The following is a 21748-nucleotide window of genomic DNA, read 5'->3' on the forward strand; positions in this document are numbered from 1 at the left end:
TGCGCGTCAGCGAAAGATTGAGCCCTCCACAGGAATTGCACAAGGGCCCTGCGGGAGGGAGTCCTGCCAGGGGTCCGCTCACGTCGGCGGCGACCAGACGGTGGGCGGCCGAAGGGCGTCTGGGGTCGGCCAGTTGGTGGCGCCTCAGCCGGACCCGACCACCGCGCTGCCCGTGCGACGCGGACGGACGGTGCAATGGAAAACGGGTATGCGCGCGGCCGAGCAGGCCCCAAGGCGCCCTGACCGTCCCGCCGCTGCGCGCGCCGCGGCCGACGTCCTCCCGCGATCGCCCGTCGGCCGCGGCTGTCACGCGGAGCACGCCGCCCGTGCACCGGCCGGCGCGCACGTCCGGCAGTCCCTAGGCCTCGGGATAGGACAGGCCCTGGCCGAGGCCGCCGTCCACCGGGAGCTTCGCCCCGGTCGTGAACGTCGCGTCGACGGCCGGGTACAGCGCGGCCCGCGCGACCTCCTCGGCGCTGCCGTGCCGCCGCATCGGCGTGATGGCGTCACCGAGCCGGCTGAAGCCGGCCTTCCGACCTCGCCGTGGCGGTGTCGGCGCGGCCAACGGTCCGCTGCACCCGCCAAGTGCGCTGCCACTGCGCAGTCTGCCGATCACCACCGACAGCGCCCCGGGCAGGTCAAGTGCGGACGTTCGCCCGAACCGCCTCTTCGATGGGTGTCGACCCCGTGTTGAGTTCGAGGATCTGCCGGCCGATCCGGGGTTCGTGCAGCAGCTCAGCGAGGGTGGCGGCGACGTCGTCGCGAGTGATCTCGCCGTGGAACTCTGCCGGTCCGAGGGACACGGTGCCGATCCCCGGGCCGTCGAGAAGCAGTGATGGACGGAGGATCAGCCAGTTCAGATCGCTGCGGCTGAGTGCGACGTCTGCGCCCTTCTTCACGGCGAAGTAGTACTCGACCTCGTCTCCGAGATTGCGTTCCCGCCATGATTCGGGAAGCACCGACACCAGCACAAAGCGCTCCACCCCGGCGATGCGTGCCGCCTTGATCGCTTTGACGACCCCATCGCCGTCGACGGCTGACGTGACCTCCCTGCTGCCGCCATTCGATCCGGCACTGAAGACGATCACGTCGGCGTCGCCGAACGCTGTTGCGAGTTGTTCCACCGTCATGCTGGAGAGGTCGCCGACGCGTGCGTTCACGCCTCGCCGTGCGAGTTCAGCCTGCTGGTCGTCCCGGCGCACCAGCCCGTGGACGGCGTCTCCTCGAGAGCACAGTTTCTGTGCCAGCAGACCACCGATGCCGCCGGTGATTCCGATGATGAAGACATCCACCTCTGATGCTCCGTTCTCTCGATGCAACTCTTCGGCTCCGTCGTAAGACCGACGCCCAAGAGGTCAACTCCCCTGGTCGTTCGGATGTTCCGAGTCCGCAGAGGCCATCGGTCCCATTCGCCCGATGGCACGCCGGTCATCACGTAGTTGGCATCGCCGCGCATCGTGATGCGCAGTGAGAGGCTCACCCATCGCTGGAGCCCACGCCGGTGCTCCAGAGTCACTCAGTTGGCCGATGCACGCCAGGTAGACCGAGCAGGCTCTGGCGCACCCTCGCCGTTACGCCCCGGAGAGCGCCCGCCACCTCTCACCCGACCCGCTCGGTCTCGCCCCCACGTCGATTGGGCACCGATGAGAAGGGAAAGCAGCCTGACCCGGCCACGCGCCGGTAGCGGCAACGGCTCCCTCTGGCAGCCGGCAGACCACGAAAGGAAACCGGTCCGGACCCTGCGGGACAACGCGCCCGCGCAGGTCGCCGGCGGCTCGTACGACGACGACCTGCTGTCCGTCGTCGTGGCCCGGAGGCCGCAGGTGCGGGAACACTTCCCGGACCTGGCCCACGTGTGAAGACGGCCGTGGTAGCCATAGGTGGAGACGGTGGGCATCGTGCCCTTGCCGCGCCAGCGCGGGGCGAGGAAGACCTCAGGCCGCCGCCTGCGCCTCCGAGGGAGGGCCTACCTCCGTCTGTCACGCAGCACCGGTTCCAGAAGCTCCTCCATCGACGCCTTCAGCGTTCATGACCCACGACCGGATCAAATGGAGAACCGCAACTGCAGTACTAATGACGCATCGACCACAGCCGGACCAGCCCGCTCACCGCCCTGTCGATCTCCAGGGCACAGGCGTAGAGCTCCTCACGGGGCCTGCTCCAGGGGTCCGGGATGTCGTCCTCGGCCGACGGGACCGGGGCCGCGGCACCGCGGCGGGTGGCAGCCGCTGCCACCACGGCCTCGAACCCGCCCCCGCCACCCCTCGCGGCTCCCCCATCCGCGAGCCGCACGAATTCCTTCAGGGTGAAGCAGCGCCGCATCGCCGCCGGCGCGAGGCGCACGGCCGCCTCGCGGTGCTCGCGCGCGAGCCCGAGGACCAGCGGGGCGCCCGCCATGAGCTGTGCGGTGAGTGGTCGGGAGGCGAATCCGGAGCCGTCACCGCCCAGCTCCTCCAGGACCGCCCGGGTGGTGTCCTCCATACGGGAACGGTGCCACGCCTCCGTGCCGGCGCTCTCCGGCCGCAGGGCCGAGCCTGGCGGCAGCTTCGCCGCCAGCAGGCGCTCGGCGAGCACCGAGCGGTGCACGTTGCCCGTGCAGACGAACAGGATCCGAGTCATGTCCCGTCCGTGGGACGCGTGACCGCGGAGGCGGCCCTCCCCTCGCGCGTGGCCGACGTACGCGGAGCGGGCAGCTCGCCGTACTGCCCGTAGGCGCCGTAACGGCCATAACGGCCGCCCTTGGGAACCGGAGCCATGCTGAACACGGTGCCGAGCATGCGCGCGCCCACGCGCTCCAGCGATTCCGTGGCGGTGCGCACCTGGTCCCGGTTGGTCTTCCCGGCCCGTACGACGAGCAGCGCACCCTGGGTGAGAGAGGCGAGCCCCACGGTGTCGGCGACCGGCAGCAGCGGCGCAGTGTCGACGATCACGACCTCGTACATGTCCGCGAGCTCGCGCAGCACCTCTTCCATACGCGCCGAGGCGAGCAGTTCCGCGGGGTTCGGCGGCACAGCACCGCTGGCGAGCACCGAGAGCCCACCGGCGACCTGCTGCATCACATCCCCGACACGGGCTTGTCCGATGAGCACCGTGGTCAGGCCCCCGTCCTGGACGAGGCCGAAAGTCGGCGCCACGCACGGGCGGCGCAGGTCGCCGTCCACAAGGCAGGTGGAGACGCCGGCCTCGGCGAGGGAGCGGGCGAGGTTCATCGCGATGTTCGTCTTGCCCTCACCAGGCACCGAGCTCGTCACCACGATGATCCGCGGCGGATCGTCGACCTGCGAGAACTGCAGGTTGGTACGCAGCTTGCGGAACGCCTCGGCGCGCTTGGAGTGCCCGTCGGCACTGACCAGCGGCTGCTTTGGGGCGTTCCTGTCGTACGGGATGGTACCGAGGCCGGGCAGAGCGATGAATGCGCCCAGTGCCTCGCTCGTTTTGAACGTGGTGTCGAGCGTCTCGCGGAGGGCGACCAGCCCGGCAGCGAGCAGCAGGCCGCCGACCACACCCGCGGCCAGGTTCAGCAACGGGCGGGGAGATGTAGGAGAGGTCGGGGCGACGGCTTCCTCGGTGACGCCCAGGGAGACGGGGGAGACCGGTGGGACAGGCGCGGCATCCTCGGCCTTGTCACCCGTTTCGGGCAGTGCCGAGGGGACCGGCCGCTTGGGGGTCTCCAACTGCTCGACGACCCAACTGAACCTACTCGCCACGGTATTGGCGATACGTGCCGCGCGCCGGGGCTCGGTGTCCCGGACGGTGATGTCGATGAGCACGGTCTTGAGCGGAACGACGGCGGTGATCCGGGAGGCCAGCTCCTCCGGGGTGGTGCGCAGCCGCAGCCGTTTCACCACGGGAGCGGTGACCTGACGGGTCCTCACGATCTCGGCGTACGACTGCACACGCGCCTGTGAGAACGTCTGCCCCTCGTTCAGATCGACGGTGTTCTCGCCGGTGCGGGTGGCGACGAAGAGCTGTGTCCTCGCCTCGTAGACGGGGGTGCTCACGCTTGTCACGGCGAGCGCCGCCCCGACCGCGAGAACCAGACAGACCAGGACCGTCGGCCAGCGTCTGGCAAGAGCCTTCAGGAATCCTTGGAGATCCAAGCTTCACCCCTCACGGGACTGAGGGAACCACCCGAATTGGGGCTTCTGTTCCCTATGGACGCAGTCGACCATAGGGACTCGGACTCTTCGAGCGAGGGAGCCACCCCCTGTGTCGCCCCCTCGAACGACCCGCGACGCACACCGTGCGAGCCGGGGCTCCCCCGATCCGGTGACTTCTTGCGCCATCAAACCAATAAATGTCGTTATGTTCTATTTGCGCCATGTATCCAGGTCTTGGTGTCCACACCGAATCGCGGCCGCCGCACGACCAGGCCCGGACCCAAGTCGAGGAGATTGAAGAAGATGACAGCATCGCGCAGATGGCGGGCCGCTCTGGCATCGGCGGCATCGACTGCCATTCTCATCGCGGCACCGCTGATCGGGGCGCAGGCCGCCTCGGCACAGCCGTACCCGCCGTCGAGCCCACCCCTGTCCGTCAGCACCACCACGGTGACAGCCGGGGAGGAGTTGAGCTTCAGCACCATCCCCGACGTCTTCGAGCCCGGGGCGCTCGTCACGGCACTGCTGGAATCAAGGCCGGTCGTGCTCGGCCACTTCCGGGCCCGGGCCGACGGCTCGGTCGCGGGGACCGTGACCATCCCGGCGGACACCACTACCGGCTGGCACGTCTTCCGGCTCACCTCCAAGCGCCCCCACCAGAGTGTCGGCGTCAGCATCTACGTGCAGGGCAGCATGACGCCCACCCCGACCCCAAAGCCGCCCCACCACCCGGGCAAGCCCGGGCACCCTGACAAGCCCGAGTACGGTGGGCACGACAGACATGGCGGCCACAACGATGCCCACGAACTCCCCGCAGCCGTCGAGCCGTCGCATTCCCCGGACTCGGACCAGAACGGCAAGGGGCTCGCGGCGACGGGCAGTGAACAGGCCCTGGTGATCGGCGGTACGGCGACCGCCCTGCTCATGGCGGGCGGTGGCACGATCCTGGCCGTACGCCGTCGTCGCAGTTCCTGAAAGATCGGTACGTGCACACGGCGGAACCACGGCGTCCCGGCCCGGGCCAGGACGCCGTCCGCTTGCCTGAAACCAGTCGTTCCGGCAACCGGGCGGCGGGCCGTCGCCGCACACTGAGACACGCCCTACGGGCCATCGCGGCGCTCCTGGTCACCGGCTCCGTCTGTGTCGCAGCCACCGGGCTGCTCACCCGACCGGAGCCGCTCGCGGGCCGGCGGGACGTCGAAGCAGTGTCCGGCGATCCGGCCGGCCGAAGCCACACGCACTGGCGGCAGGTCAGCCCCCACCGGGTCGAGCGCCTGCGGGTGAAGGTCCTCGAAGCCCTCCCCCACGACCCGAAATCGTTCACTCAGGGCCTGGAGATGGCCGGCGGCACGCTCTACGAGGGCACCGGGCTGCCCGGTCAGTCCTCCGTACGGTCCGGGGCCCCTGGCAAGCCACCCATGGTGCACACCAGCCTTCCCGCTCCTCTCTTCGGTGAGGGGATCACCCTGCTGGGCCGGACCCTGTGGCAGCTGACCTGGCGGGACCGGATCGCCATCGAGCGGGACGCGACGACACTGAGGGAGCTGCGCCGCGTCCCGTACCCCGACGAAGGCTGGGGCATCTGCTTCGACCGCGGCAGGCGGCAGCTGGTGACGAGCGACGGCTCGGCACGACTGGCCTTCCGGGATCCGCGCACCCTCGCGAAGACGGGTGAGGTCACCGTGACCGAAGACGGCCGCCCGGTGACGAGAGTGAACGAGCTGGAGTGCGCCGACCACGCCGTCTACGCCAACGTGCTGCCCACCGAACGCATCGTGCGCATCGACGCCGTCACCGGCGCGGTGACGGCGAGCATCGACGCCTCGGGCCTCCTGCACGCCGGGGAACTCGTCCCCGGCTCCACCCTGAACGGCATCGCAGCCGTCCCCGGAACGGACCACTTCCTCCTCACGGGCAAGTTCTGGCCCAAGATGTTCCGTGTCGCCCTTGTTCCGGCACAGCCGCCGAGCCGCACCGCCCGCTGAACCGGGCAGTGGGCGGTGCCGCCTTCCGCCACGACGTACTCACTCCTCGTTGCACCTCCGCATACAGCGGGCACTGATCACACCGCCCCCACGCGGGCCACATCCCTGTACAGCCGTTCGAGTTCCGCGACCTTCAGGGAGCCGCGCTCGGCCTGGCTGATCAGCTTCCGATTGGACAGGCGATCATCGGCATCCAGCGGCCCTGCGTTCGAGAGAGCGTCAGCCAATGAGCTGACCAGCGGATCGGGAAGCAGATCCGCCAGCAGGCCGTCCGCCACCAGCTCCCGGTAGGGCGCGATGTCGGAGAGCAGCAGCCGGCACCCGGCAGCCGCGGCTTCAAGCACCGATGAGCTTCGCTGGTCGGCCTGGGGAACCGAAATCGCCACATCGCTTGCGCGCATCAGGCTGAACATTTCAGCCTGTCCGAGTGGCCGGTCGATGACGGCGACCCGGCCGGCCAGATCTTGTGCCCGGGCGCGCAGAGGCGCGAGATATTCCTGCTGCGCGCGTCTGGCGGCGGCATGAGCCGGCTGGTGACCCGCCACCAAAACGAGGAACAGGTCGGGCCGGACTCGCGCGGCACGGGTGAATGCCGCGAGAATCTCGTGGGTCCGGTAGACCTCCGACGTGCTGCGGACCGACAGCGCGACCGTGGCTCCGGCCGGAATGCCGTACTTCGCGCGCGTCAACCGGGGATCGGCGTCGTTTCCGGCATCCAGCAGCGCGTCCGGTACCCCCCAGGAAAGGACCGTGATCCGTGAAGAGGGGACCCGGTATCGGCTCGCGACCAGCTCAGCCACCTCCCGGGAGGTCGGCACCACGCGTGCGGCCCGCCGGAGCGCCAGCCGAGCGACCAGCGCCCGGCCGGAATGCCGGTCCGCCGCGCGCAGTTCGGATCCCCACGGAGTGATCACGACCGGCACTGCCGGGTGGGCCGGCAGCAGAAGGGAGAGCGCCCCGTGGACGCCGAGCGAATGGACGTGGATGACATCCGGCCGCGCCCGGCGCACCTCGCTGCGCAGCCAGTGCCCCGCGCGCAGCACGCGCAACGGCCGGCACGCCCCGCCGGGGGCGCACACGGCTCGCCAGCCGTCGGCACCCAGGCCTGGCTCGTGCCAGCTGCAGACCGTCACCTCATGCCCCAGCGTGGCCAGATCGTCCGCCCAGCGCCGGGTGTGCGCCGACATGGCCGACGCGAGCAGGACGACGCGCAGCGGCGCGGCCGGCTCATCGCGCATGCCCAGCCGTCGCGGGGCCTGGTCATGACCGGGCACGGCGCTCCTTGAGTACGAACCGGCCCTTGCCCGCCGCAGCTCGCAGCCGGCTGGCCGGACTGCGCGTGTAGCGGTCCCACGCGATGGCCACCGCCGGCCATCGCGGGTCGGCGAGCACTTCTCCGGCCGCGGTCAGCAACGCGACGTGCAGGCAGTGGTACGCGAAACTGGCGGGCGCTGTGTGCCGGAGGTCGTACCTGGTCCAGTACCCCAGGTCGAACGCGGCCAGCGAGTCGCGGAGCCGGTCCGCCACGCGCTCGTGGACAGTCCCGCTCCGATGCCGACTCAGCTCGCAGAGACCGAAGAGGGCGAAGACCGCACCGTTGAGAATGTGACTGACCGGGTCCGACGGGCACTCCTCGGGAAAAGGGCGCCCCAGGTGGTCGTAGTGCGAGCAACCGCCCGCGTCCAGCGGCCGGAGCATCAGTTCCACCGCACCCTCGCTCGCATCGAGAAAGGACCGCTGGCCGGTCGTGGCGTATCCGCGCAGCATCACAGACACCGCCAGGCCCTGGGCCATGGCCGAGTACCAGCCCGGGCGCACCCCGTACCGGGGTACGGGTACCGGATAGCGCCAGCCGCCGTTGCTGTCCTGGCTGGCGCGCAGCCATCCGGCCTGGGTCAGCAGAGCCTGCACGCCCGGTGACCGTTCGTCCCCGGTGGCCGGGTGCCGGGCGGCGGCGAGCGCGTCGGTGTGCTGTGCGAGCGCATACAGGCTGGCCGAGACCGGGTTCCGGTAGGTCTCGCCGGTCGCGGCACGGGTCACCACCACGCGCTCGTGGTCGAGCATGCTCCCGGCCGTCATCGGCCGCAGGTCGAGCGGGTACCTGCCCGGCTGGTCGGTCGGCATGTCACCCGGCAGCGTCGTCGCGGCAGCCGAGAAGCTCGGCCGCGGCAGCTCGCGCACCGCCTCCCCCGCCATGCCGAGCAGCGTCGTTCCGGCCCGCGTACCGTCCTTCACGCTGGATTCTCCCGGCGGAGTTGCCTGCGACGTCCTCGCGCGGCCAGTGCCTGGTGGTACAGATCGTTCACCTGACTCACTGTCCCGGCGATATCGAACTGCCGGAGCACGAGTTCACGGCCGCGGTCGGCCATGCGGAGACGCGCTGCGGGATCGGCGAGCAGTGCATTCACGGCCTGTGCCAGTGCCGCCGGATCGGCGGGCGGAATCAGCAGGCCGGTGCGGCCGTGCTGGACGGTGTCCGGCAGGCCACCGACCTCGGTTGCCACTACGCCCTTACGCATGAGCAGCGCCTCCACCACGGTGTAGCAGGCGGACTCCTCCATCGACGGGTTCACCAGTACGTCCAGCCCGGCCATAACCGAGCTGATGTCGGGCCGGAAACCGGTGAACCGGATCCGGTCGGCGACGCCGAGCCGGGCGGCCCGGCGTTCCAGCTCACGCCGGTAGGCCCCGTCACCGACCAGTTCGTCGCCGACCACGAAGAACCTGGCATCGGGGATGTGTCGCAGGATCAGCGGAACGGCGTCGATGAAGACTTCGTGCCCCTTGACGCCGACCTGACGGAACGCCCGCGACTTGCTCGGATACATGTACGCGACCATGCCGATGGCCGGCGTGTCGGCAGCGAGCCCGAACTCACGGCGGAACGGCTCCGGAGGGGTTGCCGGATCGAACCCGTGCACGTCGCAGCCGTAGTAGCTGACCGCCACCGACCGCGCCCCCATGGCCTGGTAACGGCGGGCGATCGCCCGACAGGATCCGAGCACCAGATCGTCCCGGCGCAGCGAAAGGCGCTCCAGGATCCAGAAAGGCGCCATCCGTAGATGCACCACTCCCGGAACCTGCGACACGACCAGCGCCGGCCGGTAGGCGGCCGACGCCACTCGGGCCACGAGCTTGGCGATGATCAGATGCGAATGGATGACATCCGGCCGGTATGCCCTGACGAACTTCATCAGCCGCCACTGCCCCGCCGTCAACGCCGGCAGCTGCCTGATCCGACGGGGCAGTCCGAACGGGATGATTTCCACCCGGACGCCGGGGATCCCGCGCAGCCGGTCGGCGAGCGGGCCCTCTCGGGGCAGGAGCGCGCACACCTCGTTGCCCAGCTCGGCAAGGCCCCGCACCTGGTCGTGGAACCAGCTTCCGCCGACGGCGGCCGAGGTGATCTGCAGGATGCGCAGCGGCCGCCGCCTCCCGGTCGCGGCCGTGCTCATCGGACCACCGGTGCCTGCGCGTTGGCCGGAGTCGGCTTCGCGGCCAGAATGATCAGCATCAGACCGGCCAGCAGAGGGGGGAGCAGCAGGACCTCGCCGAACAGGGAGCAAACCCCGGCACCGACCATGGCCAGCAGCGCCGCCTCGCCCGCAGGGGCACCGGACCGGGCCGCGTGCAACGCCCGGCGGGCGCCGAACAGGACAAGCGAGCCGATGCCGACGATGCCCACCAGGCCGGTCTGCGAGAGCACTGTCAGGTAGATGTTGTGCGCGAAATTCAGGGACGGGACCTGTAGGAGCATGACCTCGTAATCACCTGTGGCTTGGTAGTAAGCGGGCAACTGGCTGGCGAAGTTCAGATATCCGACACCGAAAGCCGGGTGGGCCTCGAATATCCGCAGGGCGCTGCTCCAGAGGTCAAGCCGTACGGCAGAGTCGGCGTCCAGAGCGCCGCCGCCGCCGAGCATCGTTCCGAACCGGGCCGCGATCGCAGCGGGCAGCAGCGGCACCAGGCAGGCCGCACCGAAGCCCAGTGCCAGGACGCCGCGCATCGACCTGCGGAGGGCGTAGAGCGCGACGACCGCGATTCCCGCCAGATAGGCCGCACGGCTCAGCGAGTACGCAACTCCCAGGGCGAGCACGACGACTCCGGCGCCGGTTGCCAGTCGAGGCAGGCGCCCTCGGACGGCCGGATAGCGCCCGAGCAGGACTGCGGCCGCCATGACGAACAGGGCACCTACGGCGTTGTGGTTGGCCATGGCCTCTTGGGTCATAGCCACAGCGGCGGTGACGACAGGGGCGAGATCCGTCCTCGTGGTGAAGACGGAGTCGACGTGGAGGATCTCGATCACGGCGAGAATCACGCTGCCGCAGCAGAACAACAGGAGCGCCCGATCGAGAGCCCGTCCAGGTTCGGCGACCAGTGGCAGCAGGAGCAGCGGCGCGCACATCAGCAGCAGGTACTGCCATGTGCCGGCATTCTGCGGATCTGTGTCGCCGAGCACGGCGCCGGCGACCACCATGTAACCGACCGTGCCGACGGTGGTCAGGACGCCGATCAGCTTGGGCCGCGCGATCCCCCGGCCGGCGACAACACGGCCCAGCAGGCAGATGAGCATCAGAGCACCCAGCACTCTTGGGGTGATCAGCGAAGCGCCGACGCCGGACTGCGAGAGCGGAATCGCGGCCGCGAGCACATACAGACCCGCGTCCCGGATCAGCAGACAGGCCAGCGCGATGACCACGAGCCCTGCGGCGGGGTGGTACGCCGTCGCGAGACAAGCGGCACCCGCCGCGGTCAGGAGCCCCGCCGCGACCATGTCTGCCCTACCGGCCAGGCCGGACCTCGCCGGCCTCGGGTACGCGCCCCGCCAGCGGTCGGCGGCCGTCTGGACCGACCATCGCTCAGCCGGCGGGCGCGCAGGGGCGACTGATCTCTCCTCGATGGCCGGCTCGGCCGTAAGCCCCCGGCGGGCGCGGACGCCCAGCCAGGCGCCCCAGCCGACCAGCGCCGCGACCACCAGGTATCCGGCCGAATCGGCCACGCCGGCACCGACCGCCCCATAGTGGGGGATCAAGGCCACGAGTAGCGCGATGTTGACGATCGCGCCGATCGCGGTGGCCACGATCACCGGCCGGAGCAGGCCGACGGCCGCCAGATACGGCTGGATCGAGCGGGACGCGCTGAACAGCACGAGGCCGGGGAGCATCGCCCAGATCACCGGCACGGCACCGGAGTACGGCTGCCCGTAGACCGCAGGGATCAGGACCGGTGCGGCTGCCGCCGCGGCGGCGGCAGCCAGAGCGGCGGCAGCGAACACAGTCCGTGCGATTCTGGCCGTCGCCCGCGCGTCCACGGCACCCGACGTAACCGCGGGGAACATCACCAGCCCGACCGCCGTCGGCAGCAGGAGCAGCCCTTCGGCCAGGGGTAGCGCCACCGCGTACGCGGCGACGGCCGTCGCCCCGGCAAACATGTGGATCAACGGCACGTCCAAGCGCAGCATGCCGTATTGGATGAGATCCGGGAAATAGGCCCTGATGGCGAAGCTGCCAAACGTGCGGGCGGACAGGGGTTCGCCGTCGGCGTGGACGCGGGTGGTGGCCGCGATCAGCAGGATCCCGCCGCAGACCAGCTGCCCGGCCAGCGCTGACAGGAAACAGCTGGTGGGAGTCAGCGATCCCGCGGCGAGAAGGCCGCAGACTCCGGCGAGGTAGCAGGCTGCGGGGACGGTGCTCACGAGGTTGTACATCGCGACCCGGCCACGGCCGATCTCGGCCATACCGAGCAGTGTGGTCAGCAAGGTCACCGGGCACATGGTGGCCACGGCCACCGCAAGCGGGAACGGCACGCCGAGCAGCACGGCCGGCCAGAGATGACCGAGCAGCAGCCACAGCCCCGGCAGCAGGGAACCGGCGACCAGGGAGAACGCCACGCTCCACCGGACGATCTGCCGGAACGCGGTGTGCGAGGTTCCGGCGAAGCGGGCGTTGGCGTTGTCCACGCCCAGAACCGTGACGACGCTCAGCACGGCGGGGACCGACATCATGACCGCGAAACTGGCCCTGCCGTGCACCCCCAGGGCCCGCGCGGCGATGACGCCCGCCGCGAAGGTCATCGCCGTGGCCAGCAGCCGCGTGGCCAGTGTTCCTCCGATCGCCGCAGGACTCACCCCCGGCAGCCGGACGCGGAGGCCTTTCATGATCGACTGCACCAGGGAATGGCCTCCGGAGTCGCAAAACGGGATCGGTATTGCAGAGGCGGCGGATGTTCTCGCACCTCGGCACGCACAATGTAGCGGCACGAGTCGCTCAAAGTAGCAAGTTGACCACGCAGAGTAGTAGCGTTTCTCGACGTCGAGCCGGTCATCGCCGACATGCACATGCACCGGGAAGGGCTTTGTCGGCAACGGCCCGGTAGGACGGGGGAACGCCGTTGTGAAGGGGCTCAGCATGGTCGGCGCACGTCCGCAGATCGTCCAGCCGGCGCCGATCGCGTGGCACCTCGCCCGCCGCGGCGGCGAGCACCGGATCGTGCACACCGGCCTGCACTATGACCACCCGCTGTCGCAACCCTTCTTCGACGAGCTCGGCGTCCCGCCTCCTGCCGTGAGCCTCGAAGCGGGCCTGCGGTCCTTCGACCGGGCGATCTCCGAGGAACGCAACCGGATCGTGGCCGATCATCTGGCCGGCCTCACTGCTGGCGGCCGACCCGCTGCCCTACCGGAGCATGATCGCCACGCTGGCCGGAGCCGACGGGGCGATCACCGACTCCGGCGGCCTGCAGGAGGAGGCGTCGGTGCTCGGGGTCCCGTGCAGCACACTGCGCGCCGAGACGGAGGCCGGAGACTCTTCAGGACGGCTGGAACGTCCTGGTTCCCCATCTTCGACAGAGGTGACGGTGAAGCCGCCGTCAGGATCATCGACGTACTGGCGTCACGGCCCCACGACGAGCCCATTGCTCAGCAGGCCGTCAGGTGCGGCAGGGCAGCTTCGGCGGAGGTGAGGGCATGAGGATCTGGATCTTCAACCACTACGCGGCGCCACCGGACCGCGCGGCCGGCACCCGGCACTACGAGCTGGGCCGGGTGCTGGCGGCGAAAGGGCACGACGTCACCGTCTTCGCCAGCAGCTTCAGCCATTTCAGCAGGCGTGAGGAACGGCTCACGCCCGGCGAGAAGGTGGCCACCCGGACGATCGACGGCGTCCGCTTCGTCTGGGTCCGCACGCCGCCCTACACCGGCAACGGATACCGCCGCGTGCTGAACATGGCCCACTACGCGGCCCGGGTGCTCTCGGTGCAGCGCGGCCTGAACCGGCCGGATGTGATCGTCGGCTCATCGGTACACCTGGCCGCGGTGCTCGCCGCCTGGCTGGCGGCCCGCAGCCGCCGCGCCCGCTTCGTCTTCGAGGTACGCGATCTGTGGCCGCAGACACTGATCGACATGGGCGCGCTGCGCGCGAACGGGCTGCCCGCCCGGCTGCTCCGGCTGGCCGAGTCCTTCTGCTGCCGGCGTGCGTCCGCCGTGATCTGCCTGCTGCCCGGTGCCGCCGACTACCTGGAGGCCCGCGGTCTCCCGGCCGACAAAATCCACTATGTGCCGAACGGGATCGCCGACTTGCCCCGCCCGACGGAACCGGGTGAGCCGGCCGACCCGAACGGTGCGGACCCCGGGAACCCGGCCGCCGAGCTGATCGAGCGGATCAGGCGCTTTCGCAAGGACGGTTGCCTCACCGCCGGCTACATCGGCTCGCACGGACCGGCCAACGGGGTGGCGACCATTGTCGCGGCCGCGGCGGAGTTGCGAGCCCCCGGTCATCCGCGGGTCGCTGTGGTGATGGTCGGCGACGGCCAGGAGAAGACCGCGTGCCAACGGCTCGCTCACCGGCATGGCCTGGACAACGTGCTGTTCTGGCCGCCGGTGCCGAAGCAGGCCGTGCCGGCCGTGCTGGCCGAGCTGGATGTGACGCTGTTCTGCCTGCGCGATGTCGCGGTCTTCAAGTACGGCCTGAGCAGCAACAAACTGTTCGACTACTTGGCGTCCGGCAAGCCGGTGCTGTTCGCGAGCAACGCGCCCGGCGGCCCGGTGCGCGAGTCCGGCGGCGGCGTGTGCGTGCCCGCCGAGTCACCGGCGGACATGGCGGGCGCACTGGCCGGGCTGGCCGCGATGAGCGAGACCGAAAGGGAGCGGATGGGCGAGCGCGGCCGCCGCTGGGTCTACCAGCATCACGGCATGACCGCGCTGGCAGGCGCATTCCTCGCCGCGGTCTCGGAACCGGCGGGGCGTGGGGGTCCGGTGGCGGAGGCACGACTGTGACGCTGCACATCGTGGGCGCAGGCGGCTTCGGCAGGGAGACGCTGGACGCGGTGCGGGCGACAGCCTCGGCACCCGAGGTTGTTTTCGTGGACGAGCACCCGGCAGCCACCACTGTGGACGGCTGCCCGGTGCTGCTGCCGGAACAGTTGGCTGCTTCTGGCGGGCAGCGGAACGAGTTCGTGGTCGCGATCGCCGACGCCGACGCGCGCCGCAGGCTGGCCCGAGAGTTCGAAGATCGCGGCCTGCGAGCGGCGACAGTGATCGACCCGCGTGCGGTGGTCTCCCCCGGCGCCAGGATCGGGCGTGGCTGTGTGGTGCTGGGTCAGGCGTTCATCTCCACCGGCACCGTCACCGGCGCACACGTCCAAGTCAACTACCAGGCCAGTATCGGTCACGACACGGTGCTCGAGGATTTCGTGACGATCCTGCCGGGTGCCAACATCGCCGGCAATGTGACCATCGGCGCCGGGTCCACGGTGGGCAGTAACGCCGCCGTGCTACAGGGCCGGCGGATCGGGCCGTCCGTCATGGTCGGCGCCGCGGCTCTGGTGACGCGCGATGTCGCCGTCGGTCAGCTGGTCGTCGGCGTCCCCGCCAGGGCCCGGGAGCCCTGACCGTCCGGTTCGATCAGGGCTCCCGAGCACCCGGCGTCGGCGCAGCTGCCCTGCGGAAGTCCACGTCCAGGCCGAGCAACTGGTGCGGGTCCGCAGCACGGGCAGGCTGGGCACCGCCGTGCCGCCGGTCAGGTCCGGATCGCGGGCCGCGACCAGGCGTACATCGGGCAGCGCGGCCAGGACCTGGGCACGGTTCCGGCCCATCGCACCCAAGTCGTGTACGCCGGCTCGTGATGCGCGGTCACCGGGCACCGACCGGCATCGGCTGATCCGTGGCATTCGGCGACGCGGTCGCCCGGCCGACGGCGGTGGTCACCGCGTCGGCGATCTCGGCCACCTCGGCCTCGGTCAGCCGGTGGTGCACCGGCAGTGAGAGCATCGCCTGGGCGACGGCCTCGGTCACCGGCAGCGCCGCGGCGTCCCCGGTGCCGCCGTCCTGCCTGGCGAAGATCGGCTGCCGGTGTACCGGCGGGAAGTAGATCCGTGCCTCGATGCCCTGGTCCAACAGGTCGGCGAGCACCTGGTCGCGGATGCCGGGAAGCAGGCAGGTGTAGAGCATCCGGCTTCCCCGGGCATCGGGTACCTGATGCGGCGTCGTCAGGCCGGGCAGCCCGGCCAGCCGCCGGGTCAGTGATTCCGCGATCAGCTGTTTGCGCTCCAGGATGCCGTCCAGCTTGCGCAGTTGCACCCGGCCGATCGCGGCCTGCATCTCGGTCAGCCGCCAGTTGTAGCCGAGGCTCTCATGCTGGTACAGCCCGGTCTGACCATGGTTGCGGAGCAGTTTCAGCCGCTCCGCGACGTCCGGGTCGTTTGTCAGCACCATGCCGCCCTCACCGGTGGTGATGTTCTTGGTAGGGGTGAAGCTGAACATGGCCGACCGGCCGAAGGTGCCGACCGGTCTGCCGCGGTACTCGGCGCCGGCCGCCTGCGCGGCGTCCTCCAGCAACGGCACGCCGGCCGCGCCGCATACCCGCGCCAGCCCGTCGAGGTCACCGGGCTGCCCGGCGTAGTGCACGGTCATGACCGCCCGCGTGGCCTGGGTGATCCGGGCCGCGACCGATACCGGGTCGAGGTTGAACGTCCGTGGGTCGATGTCGGCGAACACCGGGGTGGCCCCGACGTGGCACACCGATGTCGCGGTGGCGACGAAGGTCATCGACGGGACGATCACCTCGTCGCCGGGGCCGATGCCCTCGGCGAGCAACATCGCATGCAGCGCGGCCGTGCCGGTGCAGAACGTCACGCCGAACCGCGCCTGATGCCGGTCGGCGAACTCCTGCGCGAAGGCCTCGTTCTCCACGCCGTTGGTGAGAACACCGCTGCGCAGGACCCTGCGTACCGCCTCCCCTTCCTCCTCACCGAGATGGGGACTGGCAAGCCGGATCCGGACGTTGCTGTCAGGCACCTGAGAGCATCCTTTCTGGTTTGCGGGCGATCGGATCGCTGTCGTGGCTGGCCGTGGCTCCGCGCCCGGCCAGGACCGTCCAGACGGTGAGGAACAAGATGGCCAGGTCGAGCCGGAAGCTCTGGCGGAGGACGTAACGCAGATCCCACTCGATGCGCTCCGGCCAGCTCAGCCGCTGTCGCCCGTGCACCTGCGCCAGGCCGGTCAGGCCTGGGGTGGCCAGCAGCCGCAGCTGCTGACGACCGGTGTACCGGCGTACCTGATAGGGCAAGGTCGGCCGAGGCCCGACCAGGCTCATCTGTCCGCGCAGCACATTGACCAGCTGCGGCAACTCGTCAAGGGACGTGCGGCGCAGTACCCGGCCGACTGCGGTCACCCGGGCAGTATCGGCATCACCCGGACTCTCCGGGCCGGCTGGAACATTCCGCATCGTGCGCAGCTTCAGCAGGACGAACAGGCGGCCGTCGCGGCCGACCCTCTGCTGCCGGAACAGGACGGGTCTGCCGTGCGCGAGTAGGTGCGCCAGCGCGGCGATCGCGCAGAGCAGCGCGGCCGGCATGATGATCAGGCTGACCACGACCAGGTCCAGCAGTCGCTTGCCGCGGTACGACCTGCGGTAAGGCACCTGGATGCCGACCCGGGCACCGCCGGGCGGTGCGGTGGGTGCCTCCGGGATCACCGAGTCTGCCGGGTGCCGGCCTGGCAGGGGCGGGGCGGTCATCTGCTGGCCTCCGCTTTTCCGGGCTGGCCGGGCAGCACGGTCTGGCCGGCCGCCTGCTCGGGGCCGGGCGCCGCGGCGAGGCGCGCCAGGGCGGCGCGTACCTCATCGGGATCGGTGAGGTGACCGATGCCGGTGACCTCACCGGCATCGAGTGCGAGCACCGGCACCTGTCTGACCAGCGGATGCCTCGGCCGGTGGTCCGGCTCCCCCTTGCCCAGCAGGTCCTCGGTCAGCTTTTCGCCGGGTCGCAGCCCGGTGAAGACGATCTCGACGGGCCGCGATGCCGCGGCGGCCATACGACGGGCGAGGTCGACGATGCGGACCTGGTCTCCCATGTCAAGGACGAGCACCTCACCGCTCTCCCCGACGGCCACGGCCTGCAGCACCAGTTGGACGGCTTCAGTGGCCGTCATGAAGTAGCGAGCGACCTGAGGGTGAGTCACGGTGACCGGGCCGCCCGCAGCGATCTGCGCGGACAGCGAGCCGAGCAGCGAGCCCCGGCTGCCCAGGACGTTGCCGAACCTGACGGACACCCAGGTCCCAGGGAATTCACCGGCCATGTGTGCGGTGAGCCGCTCGGTGATCCGCTTGGAGGTGCCGAGGACGCTGACCGGGTCGGCGGCCTTGTCGGTGGAGACGTTCACGAACGACTGCACGCCACAGGCCGCAGCCGCTTGCAGCACGTTCAGCGTGCCGGTCACGTTCGTCTTCAGCGCCTCGGCCGGATACCGCTCGAGCAATGGCAGATGCTTCACCGCCGCCGTGTGGAACACGATCTCGGGGCGGGTCTGCTCAAAGACCTCGCGGATGCGTGAGGCGTCTGTGATGTCGGCGAGCACAACCTCGTCGGAATCGAGCAGCGCACGGCCGTGCAGCGCGAGCTGGATCGCGTGCAGAGCTGATTCGTCCCGGTCGAGCAACACCAGCGACGCGGGACCCAACCGGTGCAACTGGCGGCACAGCTCCGAACCGATCGAGCCGCCGGCGCCGGTGACAAGGATGCGGCGTCCGGTGAATTGACCGGCAGCCGATTCAAGGTCCAGCCGGATCGGATCGCGGCCCAGCAGCTGAGTGATCCGCGGGTCGCGGACGTCGTCGATCCGCGCCGGTCCGGCGACCAGTTCCTCAACGCGCGGAATCACCTTGGTGATCAGACCGATCGACTCAGACAGTGTGGTCAGCTCGCGGATCACCTGGCCGTCCCGGCACCCGCCGGCGATCGCGATCACCATGACCGTCGCCCCGGTCTCCGCAGCGACCTCCGCGAGCCGGTCCCGCCCGCCGCGCACTCGGATACCGCAGATCCGCAGTCGACGCTTGCCTGGGTCGTCATCCAGCAGGGCAACCGGTTGGTACTGCGCGCCAGGCTGACCGATCAGCCGCTGCACCAGTTGCGTTCCGGCGCTGCCCGCACCGAACACGATCACCTTGACGGCGGTCGGCGCGGGCCGTCTCGGCCTGCGCCGGATGGCCGCGACTGCGGCCCTCACGGTGATCATGGCAAGCGCGCCGACCAGGGCGGCGAGGCCGGCCACGCCCGGCTTGTCGCCCACCAGGGGCAGCCCCGCCTGGCAGATGCCCTCCAAAAGGAGCGCGGTCAGCCCTGCGGAGACCAGCACCGCGCTCAACTCTGCGCCCGTCTCGGCCTGATAGCGCCCGGAGTAGAGCCCGCACGCGGCCCCGGCCAGTACCGCTGCTGTCGATGTGACAGCACAGACGGTCACCAGATCGCCCGGTCCGGCGAGCAGATCGGAAGCGCTGCTGGTGGTCAGGCCGGCAATCAACAGGCCGCAAGTCCAGGCGATCGCGTCTATGGCGGCTTGCACCGCCGGCCGGCGACACCGGGCCGCAACGCCAGACCTACCACCCGGCAGAGCGCGGCTTTCCTGTGCGGTGTGGAACACCGCAGGATGAACCGCTGTCAGCTTGTCGTTGCCCGCGCATTCCCCACGCAAGGTGAACCCCGATCAGCAGGTTGTCATGTGCCGAAGACCTATTCCGACACTTCACCGACGGCATGTCCACGGACGCCGCCGCATCCTTTTGGGTGGATCAGAATATTTCTTGTGTTCTGGCAGAGTTGATTTTCTGTGGGTATGATTTCGCTGCTCGGCTGGAATGAGTTCCGCTGCACCCTTCTTGAGCGGGCGTGGACCCCTTGAGGTTCACTCAAGCGGCCCGATTACTTCCCGCACGGCTGGATGCGCACCTTGGTGGTCTGCGGCCGCGCCAACGGCTGAGAGGGCACCACGGGGGCGAGGTCCGAGGCCGGTTCCAGCAGACGAACGTCCACTTCTCGCGTCTGACCGGGCAGGAGTTCCACCTGCGTCCCGAGTACCGGGTGACCGCGCTCCTCGGTCGACGACAACAGAAGTCGCCGCCCGTCCAGGGTCCCACCGGTGAACCGCGCGCCGGAACTGGCGTACAGCGAAAGCCAGATGCTTGTGGACCCCGGGGGATGTGAGCGCCGGGGATCGTCGGAACGGAGAGCGACGAGGGCAGGCAGGCCGGCAGCGGGAGCGGTGTTTGTGAGTTTGACGCGCACCACGCTGGAACGGGTACCGCCCTCGCAAGGACCAAGCTCGTAGGTCAGCGACCGTCGCAGATAGTAGTCCATTTTGTTGCCTGCGGAATTATTGACCACGAGATAGGCGAACGGCCCTGTCCTCTCGGGGATGCCGCCGGCCAGCCCGGCTTCTTCGAGCGCCGACTCGGTGGAGGCATCTCTGCTCCACACACGCAATCGGCCATCTTCGGCGTTCTGCCGCAGTGCGTGGAGGAGGGCCATCGAATCGTGGTCGTGGCGCAGCAAGGCAGCAGCGACTGACTGCGCGACCTGTACCAGGAAACGCTTTCGTTCGATATTGCTGTGCGATGCGTAAAGGGTGCTCTCGGTGAGCTCTACGGTGTTCTCCGCCGTCAGCTGCTTTCCGTCCGGAAGCCGGACCGGCCCCGTGGCTTTGAGGACACGGGCGAGTGCCACAGGATCGGTCGCGATGGCTCCATCGAGACGCTGCCCAGTATGTCGCTGCCACAAGCCCACCCAGATCTGCGCCGCATAGGGAAAATGAGCGGACAGATTGGAATTGGCCAGCCCCTGGGTGCTCTCAGCAGCTCCGTACCGGCGGTCGAACGCCGGTCCGAAGTTCGCCACGGGGGTGGTGGTGCGGGGCAGCGTGTCATCCGACGCAAAGTCGTGCAAAGTGATTCGACCGCGGTCGGCGGTCAAGATGCCAAAGGTGCCTACGAGGCCACCGGTGCCCCGGGCCTCTGCGTTGTTCTGGAAGGCAAGAAAGTAGGAGCGTGGCTCCGAGGCACCCAGAAGAGGCACCAGCAGCCGCGTCGTCGCCTCCGCCTCGGAGACCGAGTCGGAAAGGCGCGCCACGCGGCCGGACAGCCGCTGCCGCGCCATGTCGAGGCGACCGACCACCGTCGAGCCGGGCAGGCCGTTCAGACCCGTCTCGATTCCGGTCAGCCGACGGTGCACATTCCCCAGCAGGTCCGTGGCGGCCGAAAGCCGACGGAGGTCGACGCGACCGTGGTACACGATCTGGCCGGACGCGAGCATCTGATGCAGTCGCACAGCCTCCGGCAGCACCCCGGTGGCCATCTCGTCGGCGGCGACACTCAGCCCCCGGGCGGAACGGAGCGGTGGGCCCATCAGTGGGAGGTTCTCGGCTACGCTCCACACCGGCGAGCTGGCCGCGCTCCGGGCGGCCGCTGTGTGTTTCCGGATATCGCCCAGCACCTCGGCTGAGGGCTGGCGATGACGGGCCATCTCCGTTTGCAGTCGGTCAGTGGCCACCTGAGCCGCAGCAAGATTGCTCTGGACCGCGCGGACCTCCCACACCAGGAAACCGGCCGACGCGGCGAGCAACAGACCGACGGCTCCGGCAACCCAGGGGAAGGCTCGGTGGCGGCGCCGTAACATCAGAGCCGCGAATACCCGCGCACTCTCCACAGCGCCCTTCCGGCTGCACGTTGGGTCCTTCCCTGCCTTCATTGCCTACCCATGAATCGAAGGGTCCACCGGAACCAAGCGTTTGGATTGGATCAGTAATGACAGTCACCAGGACGCGTTGCAAACTTCACCGCGCCAGGTGGCGGGAAACTCGGTCCGAACGGCCTAATACCCCAGCCGCAATTGGTGTGACGGGTGGTCGGGCTGCTCGTTGGACCGGGCATGGGTGGGGACGTCACGGTTGATGAGGTGCACCGCTGGGCGGCCGGCCTGGTCGCGCTGCATGCTCGGGTCGGTGGGATTTCCGTCGGTCGGAGCCGCGTCGGCGGACAGAGGGTATCTGCGCGGGCTGCTCACGCCGTTGGAGCGCAAGGAGGGCTGGACGCCGGCCGAGCAGGCCGGTGAGCTGTGCCCGGACGGCATGCAGCGGTTGCTGAACCAGGCCGACTGGGCTGCGGATGCGGTCCGGGCTGGAGTCGTGGCTTCCCGCTGGAGCATCTGGGCGCCCGGGAGTTGTACCTGAGCCCGCGCTGGCCCGCGCGATGCCGGAGCGAGCGGTTGCCGCGAAGCTGCCGTTTCGCTGGGTGACCGGCGATGAGGTCTACGGCCAGGACCGGGTGCTGCGCGGTTGGCTGGCCGAACAGCGCCTGAGCTACGTGCTGGTGATCTCCTGCACTCACACAGCACCGC

At 69.7% G+C, this 21748-nt stretch carries 18 protein-coding genes and 1 pseudogene; 7 read left to right on the forward strand and 12 right to left on the reverse strand.

Features of this window, described 5'->3' with window-relative positions; genetic code table 11:
* Window positions 1–358: 358 nt before the first annotated feature.
* Window positions 359–493, reverse strand: coding sequence for a hypothetical protein (locus AOQ53_RS41110; RefSeq protein ID WP_408055167.1), 135 nt, complete (start codon window positions 491–493; stop codon window positions 359–361).
* 145 nt (window positions 494–638) lie between these two features.
* The gene (locus AOQ53_RS16185) at window positions 639–1292 is read right to left on the reverse strand and encodes an NAD(P)H-binding protein (RefSeq protein ID WP_059417989.1); all 654 of its coding nucleotides are present in this window, start codon (window positions 1290–1292) and stop codon (window positions 639–641) included.
* A gap of 351 nt (window positions 1293–1643) precedes the next feature.
* On the opposite strand from AOQ53_RS16185, the gene AOQ53_RS44150 reads away from it, so the two are divergent.
* Entirely contained in the window at window positions 1644–1859 is a 216-nt protein-coding gene (locus AOQ53_RS44150) for a hypothetical protein (RefSeq protein WP_059417990.1), read from the forward strand.
* Between the two features lie 211 nt (window positions 1860–2070).
* On the opposite strand, the gene AOQ53_RS16195 is transcribed toward AOQ53_RS44150, so the two are convergent.
* Both AOQ53_RS16195 and AOQ53_RS16200 read right to left on the reverse strand, forming a co-directional pair.
* Window positions 2071–2619, reverse strand: a complete 549-nt coding sequence (locus AOQ53_RS16195) for an arsenate reductase/protein-tyrosine-phosphatase family protein (RefSeq protein ID WP_059417992.1) — start codon at window positions 2617–2619, stop codon at window positions 2071–2073.
* Window positions 2616–4100 carry a polysaccharide biosynthesis tyrosine autokinase gene (locus AOQ53_RS16200; protein WP_063888900.1) on the reverse strand — a complete coding sequence of 495 codons (1485 nt, stop codon included), beginning with the start codon at window positions 4098–4100 and terminating at the stop codon, window positions 2616–2618. Before AOQ53_RS16200 ends, AOQ53_RS16195 begins: the two co-directional genes overlap by 4 nt.
* Before the next feature lie 303 nt (window positions 4101–4403).
* Between AOQ53_RS16200 and AOQ53_RS16205 the strand changes: the two genes are divergently transcribed.
* Together AOQ53_RS16205 and AOQ53_RS16210 are read left to right on the forward strand one after the other, a co-directional pair.
* A complete protein-coding gene (locus AOQ53_RS16205) occupies window positions 4404–5075 on the forward strand; it encodes a hypothetical protein (protein ID WP_148640333.1) in 672 nt (223 codons plus the stop codon).
* Between the two features lie 62 nt (window positions 5076–5137).
* A complete protein-coding gene (locus AOQ53_RS16210) occupies window positions 5138–6085 on the forward strand; it encodes a glutaminyl-peptide cyclotransferase (RefSeq protein ID WP_236711705.1) in 948 nt (315 codons plus the stop codon).
* A 77-nt stretch (window positions 6086–6162) separates the two neighbouring features.
* Here the strand turns inward: AOQ53_RS16210 and AOQ53_RS16215 are convergent, their stop codons facing one another.
* The 4 genes from AOQ53_RS16215 to AOQ53_RS16230 are packed head-to-tail and all read right to left on the reverse strand — an operon-like array spanning window position 6163 to window position 12428.
* Entirely contained in the window at window positions 6163–7359 is a 1197-nt protein-coding gene (locus AOQ53_RS16215; RefSeq protein WP_059417996.1) for a glycosyltransferase family 4 protein, read from the reverse strand.
* Entirely contained in the window at window positions 7346–8320 is a 975-nt protein-coding gene (locus AOQ53_RS16220) for a D-glucuronyl C5-epimerase family protein (protein ID WP_059417997.1), read from the reverse strand. The genes AOQ53_RS16215 and AOQ53_RS16220 overlap by 14 nt, the downstream gene beginning before the upstream one ends.
* Window positions 8317–9540 (reverse strand): glycosyltransferase family 4 protein, encoded by a 1224-nt coding sequence (locus AOQ53_RS16225; RefSeq protein WP_059417998.1) that lies wholly within the window; start codon window positions 9538–9540, stop codon window positions 8317–8319. The genes AOQ53_RS16220 and AOQ53_RS16225 overlap by 4 nt, the downstream gene beginning before the upstream one ends.
* Window positions 9537–12428, reverse strand: a complete 2892-nt coding sequence (locus AOQ53_RS16230) for an O-antigen ligase family protein (protein ID WP_148640334.1) — start codon at window positions 12426–12428, stop codon at window positions 9537–9539. The genes AOQ53_RS16225 and AOQ53_RS16230 overlap by 4 nt, the downstream gene beginning before the upstream one ends.
* Window positions 12429–12739: 311 nt before the next feature.
* Between AOQ53_RS16230 and AOQ53_RS46295 the strand changes: the two genes are divergently transcribed.
* Genes AOQ53_RS46295 through AOQ53_RS16240 form a run of 3 tightly spaced genes read left to right on the forward strand, consistent with a single transcriptional unit; the run spans window position 12740 to window position 14971 of the window.
* Window positions 12740–13045 (forward strand): UDP-N-acetylglucosamine 2-epimerase, encoded by a 306-nt coding sequence (locus AOQ53_RS46295; protein ID WP_408055168.1) that lies wholly within the window; start codon window positions 12740–12742, stop codon window positions 13043–13045.
* Between the two features lie 4 nt (window positions 13046–13049).
* The gene (locus AOQ53_RS16235; protein ID WP_059418001.1) at window positions 13050–14357 is read left to right on the forward strand and encodes a glycosyltransferase family 4 protein; all 1308 of its coding nucleotides are present in this window, start codon (window positions 13050–13052) and stop codon (window positions 14355–14357) included.
* Entirely contained in the window at window positions 14354–14971 is a 618-nt protein-coding gene (locus AOQ53_RS16240; RefSeq protein WP_059418002.1) for an acetyltransferase, read from the forward strand. The genes AOQ53_RS16235 and AOQ53_RS16240 overlap by 4 nt, the downstream gene beginning before the upstream one ends.
* Window positions 14972–15212: 241 nt before the next feature.
* On the opposite strand, the gene AOQ53_RS16245 is transcribed toward AOQ53_RS16240, so the two are convergent.
* The 4 genes from AOQ53_RS16245 to AOQ53_RS16260 form a co-directional block, all read right to left on the reverse strand.
* Entirely contained in the window at window positions 15213–16376 is a 1164-nt protein-coding gene (locus AOQ53_RS16245; protein WP_059418006.1) for a DegT/DnrJ/EryC1/StrS family aminotransferase, read from the reverse strand.
* The gene (locus AOQ53_RS16250; protein WP_078945335.1) at window positions 16369–17097 is read right to left on the reverse strand and encodes a sugar transferase; all 729 of its coding nucleotides are present in this window, start codon (window positions 17095–17097) and stop codon (window positions 16369–16371) included. The genes AOQ53_RS16245 and AOQ53_RS16250 overlap by 8 nt, the downstream gene beginning before the upstream one ends.
* A complete protein-coding gene (locus tag AOQ53_RS16255; RefSeq protein ID WP_059418008.1) occupies window positions 17094–18923 on the reverse strand; it encodes an SDR family NAD(P)-dependent oxidoreductase in 1830 nt (609 codons plus the stop codon). Before AOQ53_RS16255 ends, AOQ53_RS16250 begins: the two co-directional genes overlap by 4 nt.
* Window positions 18924–19279: 356 nt before the next feature.
* Window positions 19280–20974: a DUF4012 domain-containing protein gene (locus AOQ53_RS16260; RefSeq protein ID WP_167745720.1), complete on the reverse strand. Its 1695-nt coding sequence runs from the start codon at window positions 20972–20974 to the stop codon at window positions 19280–19282.
* Window positions 20975–21280: 306 nt separating this feature from the next.
* Here AOQ53_RS16260 and AOQ53_RS48400 point away from each other — a divergent pair.
* Window positions 21281–21738 (forward strand): annotated as a pseudogene (locus AOQ53_RS48400) (hypothetical protein); the annotation flags it as partial.
* Window positions 21739–21748 lie beyond the last annotated feature (10 nt).

It is taken from the genome of Streptomyces azureus, assembly GCF_001270025.1.
Taxonomy (GTDB): Bacteria; Actinomycetota; Actinomycetes; order Streptomycetales; family Streptomycetaceae; genus Streptomyces; species Streptomyces azureus.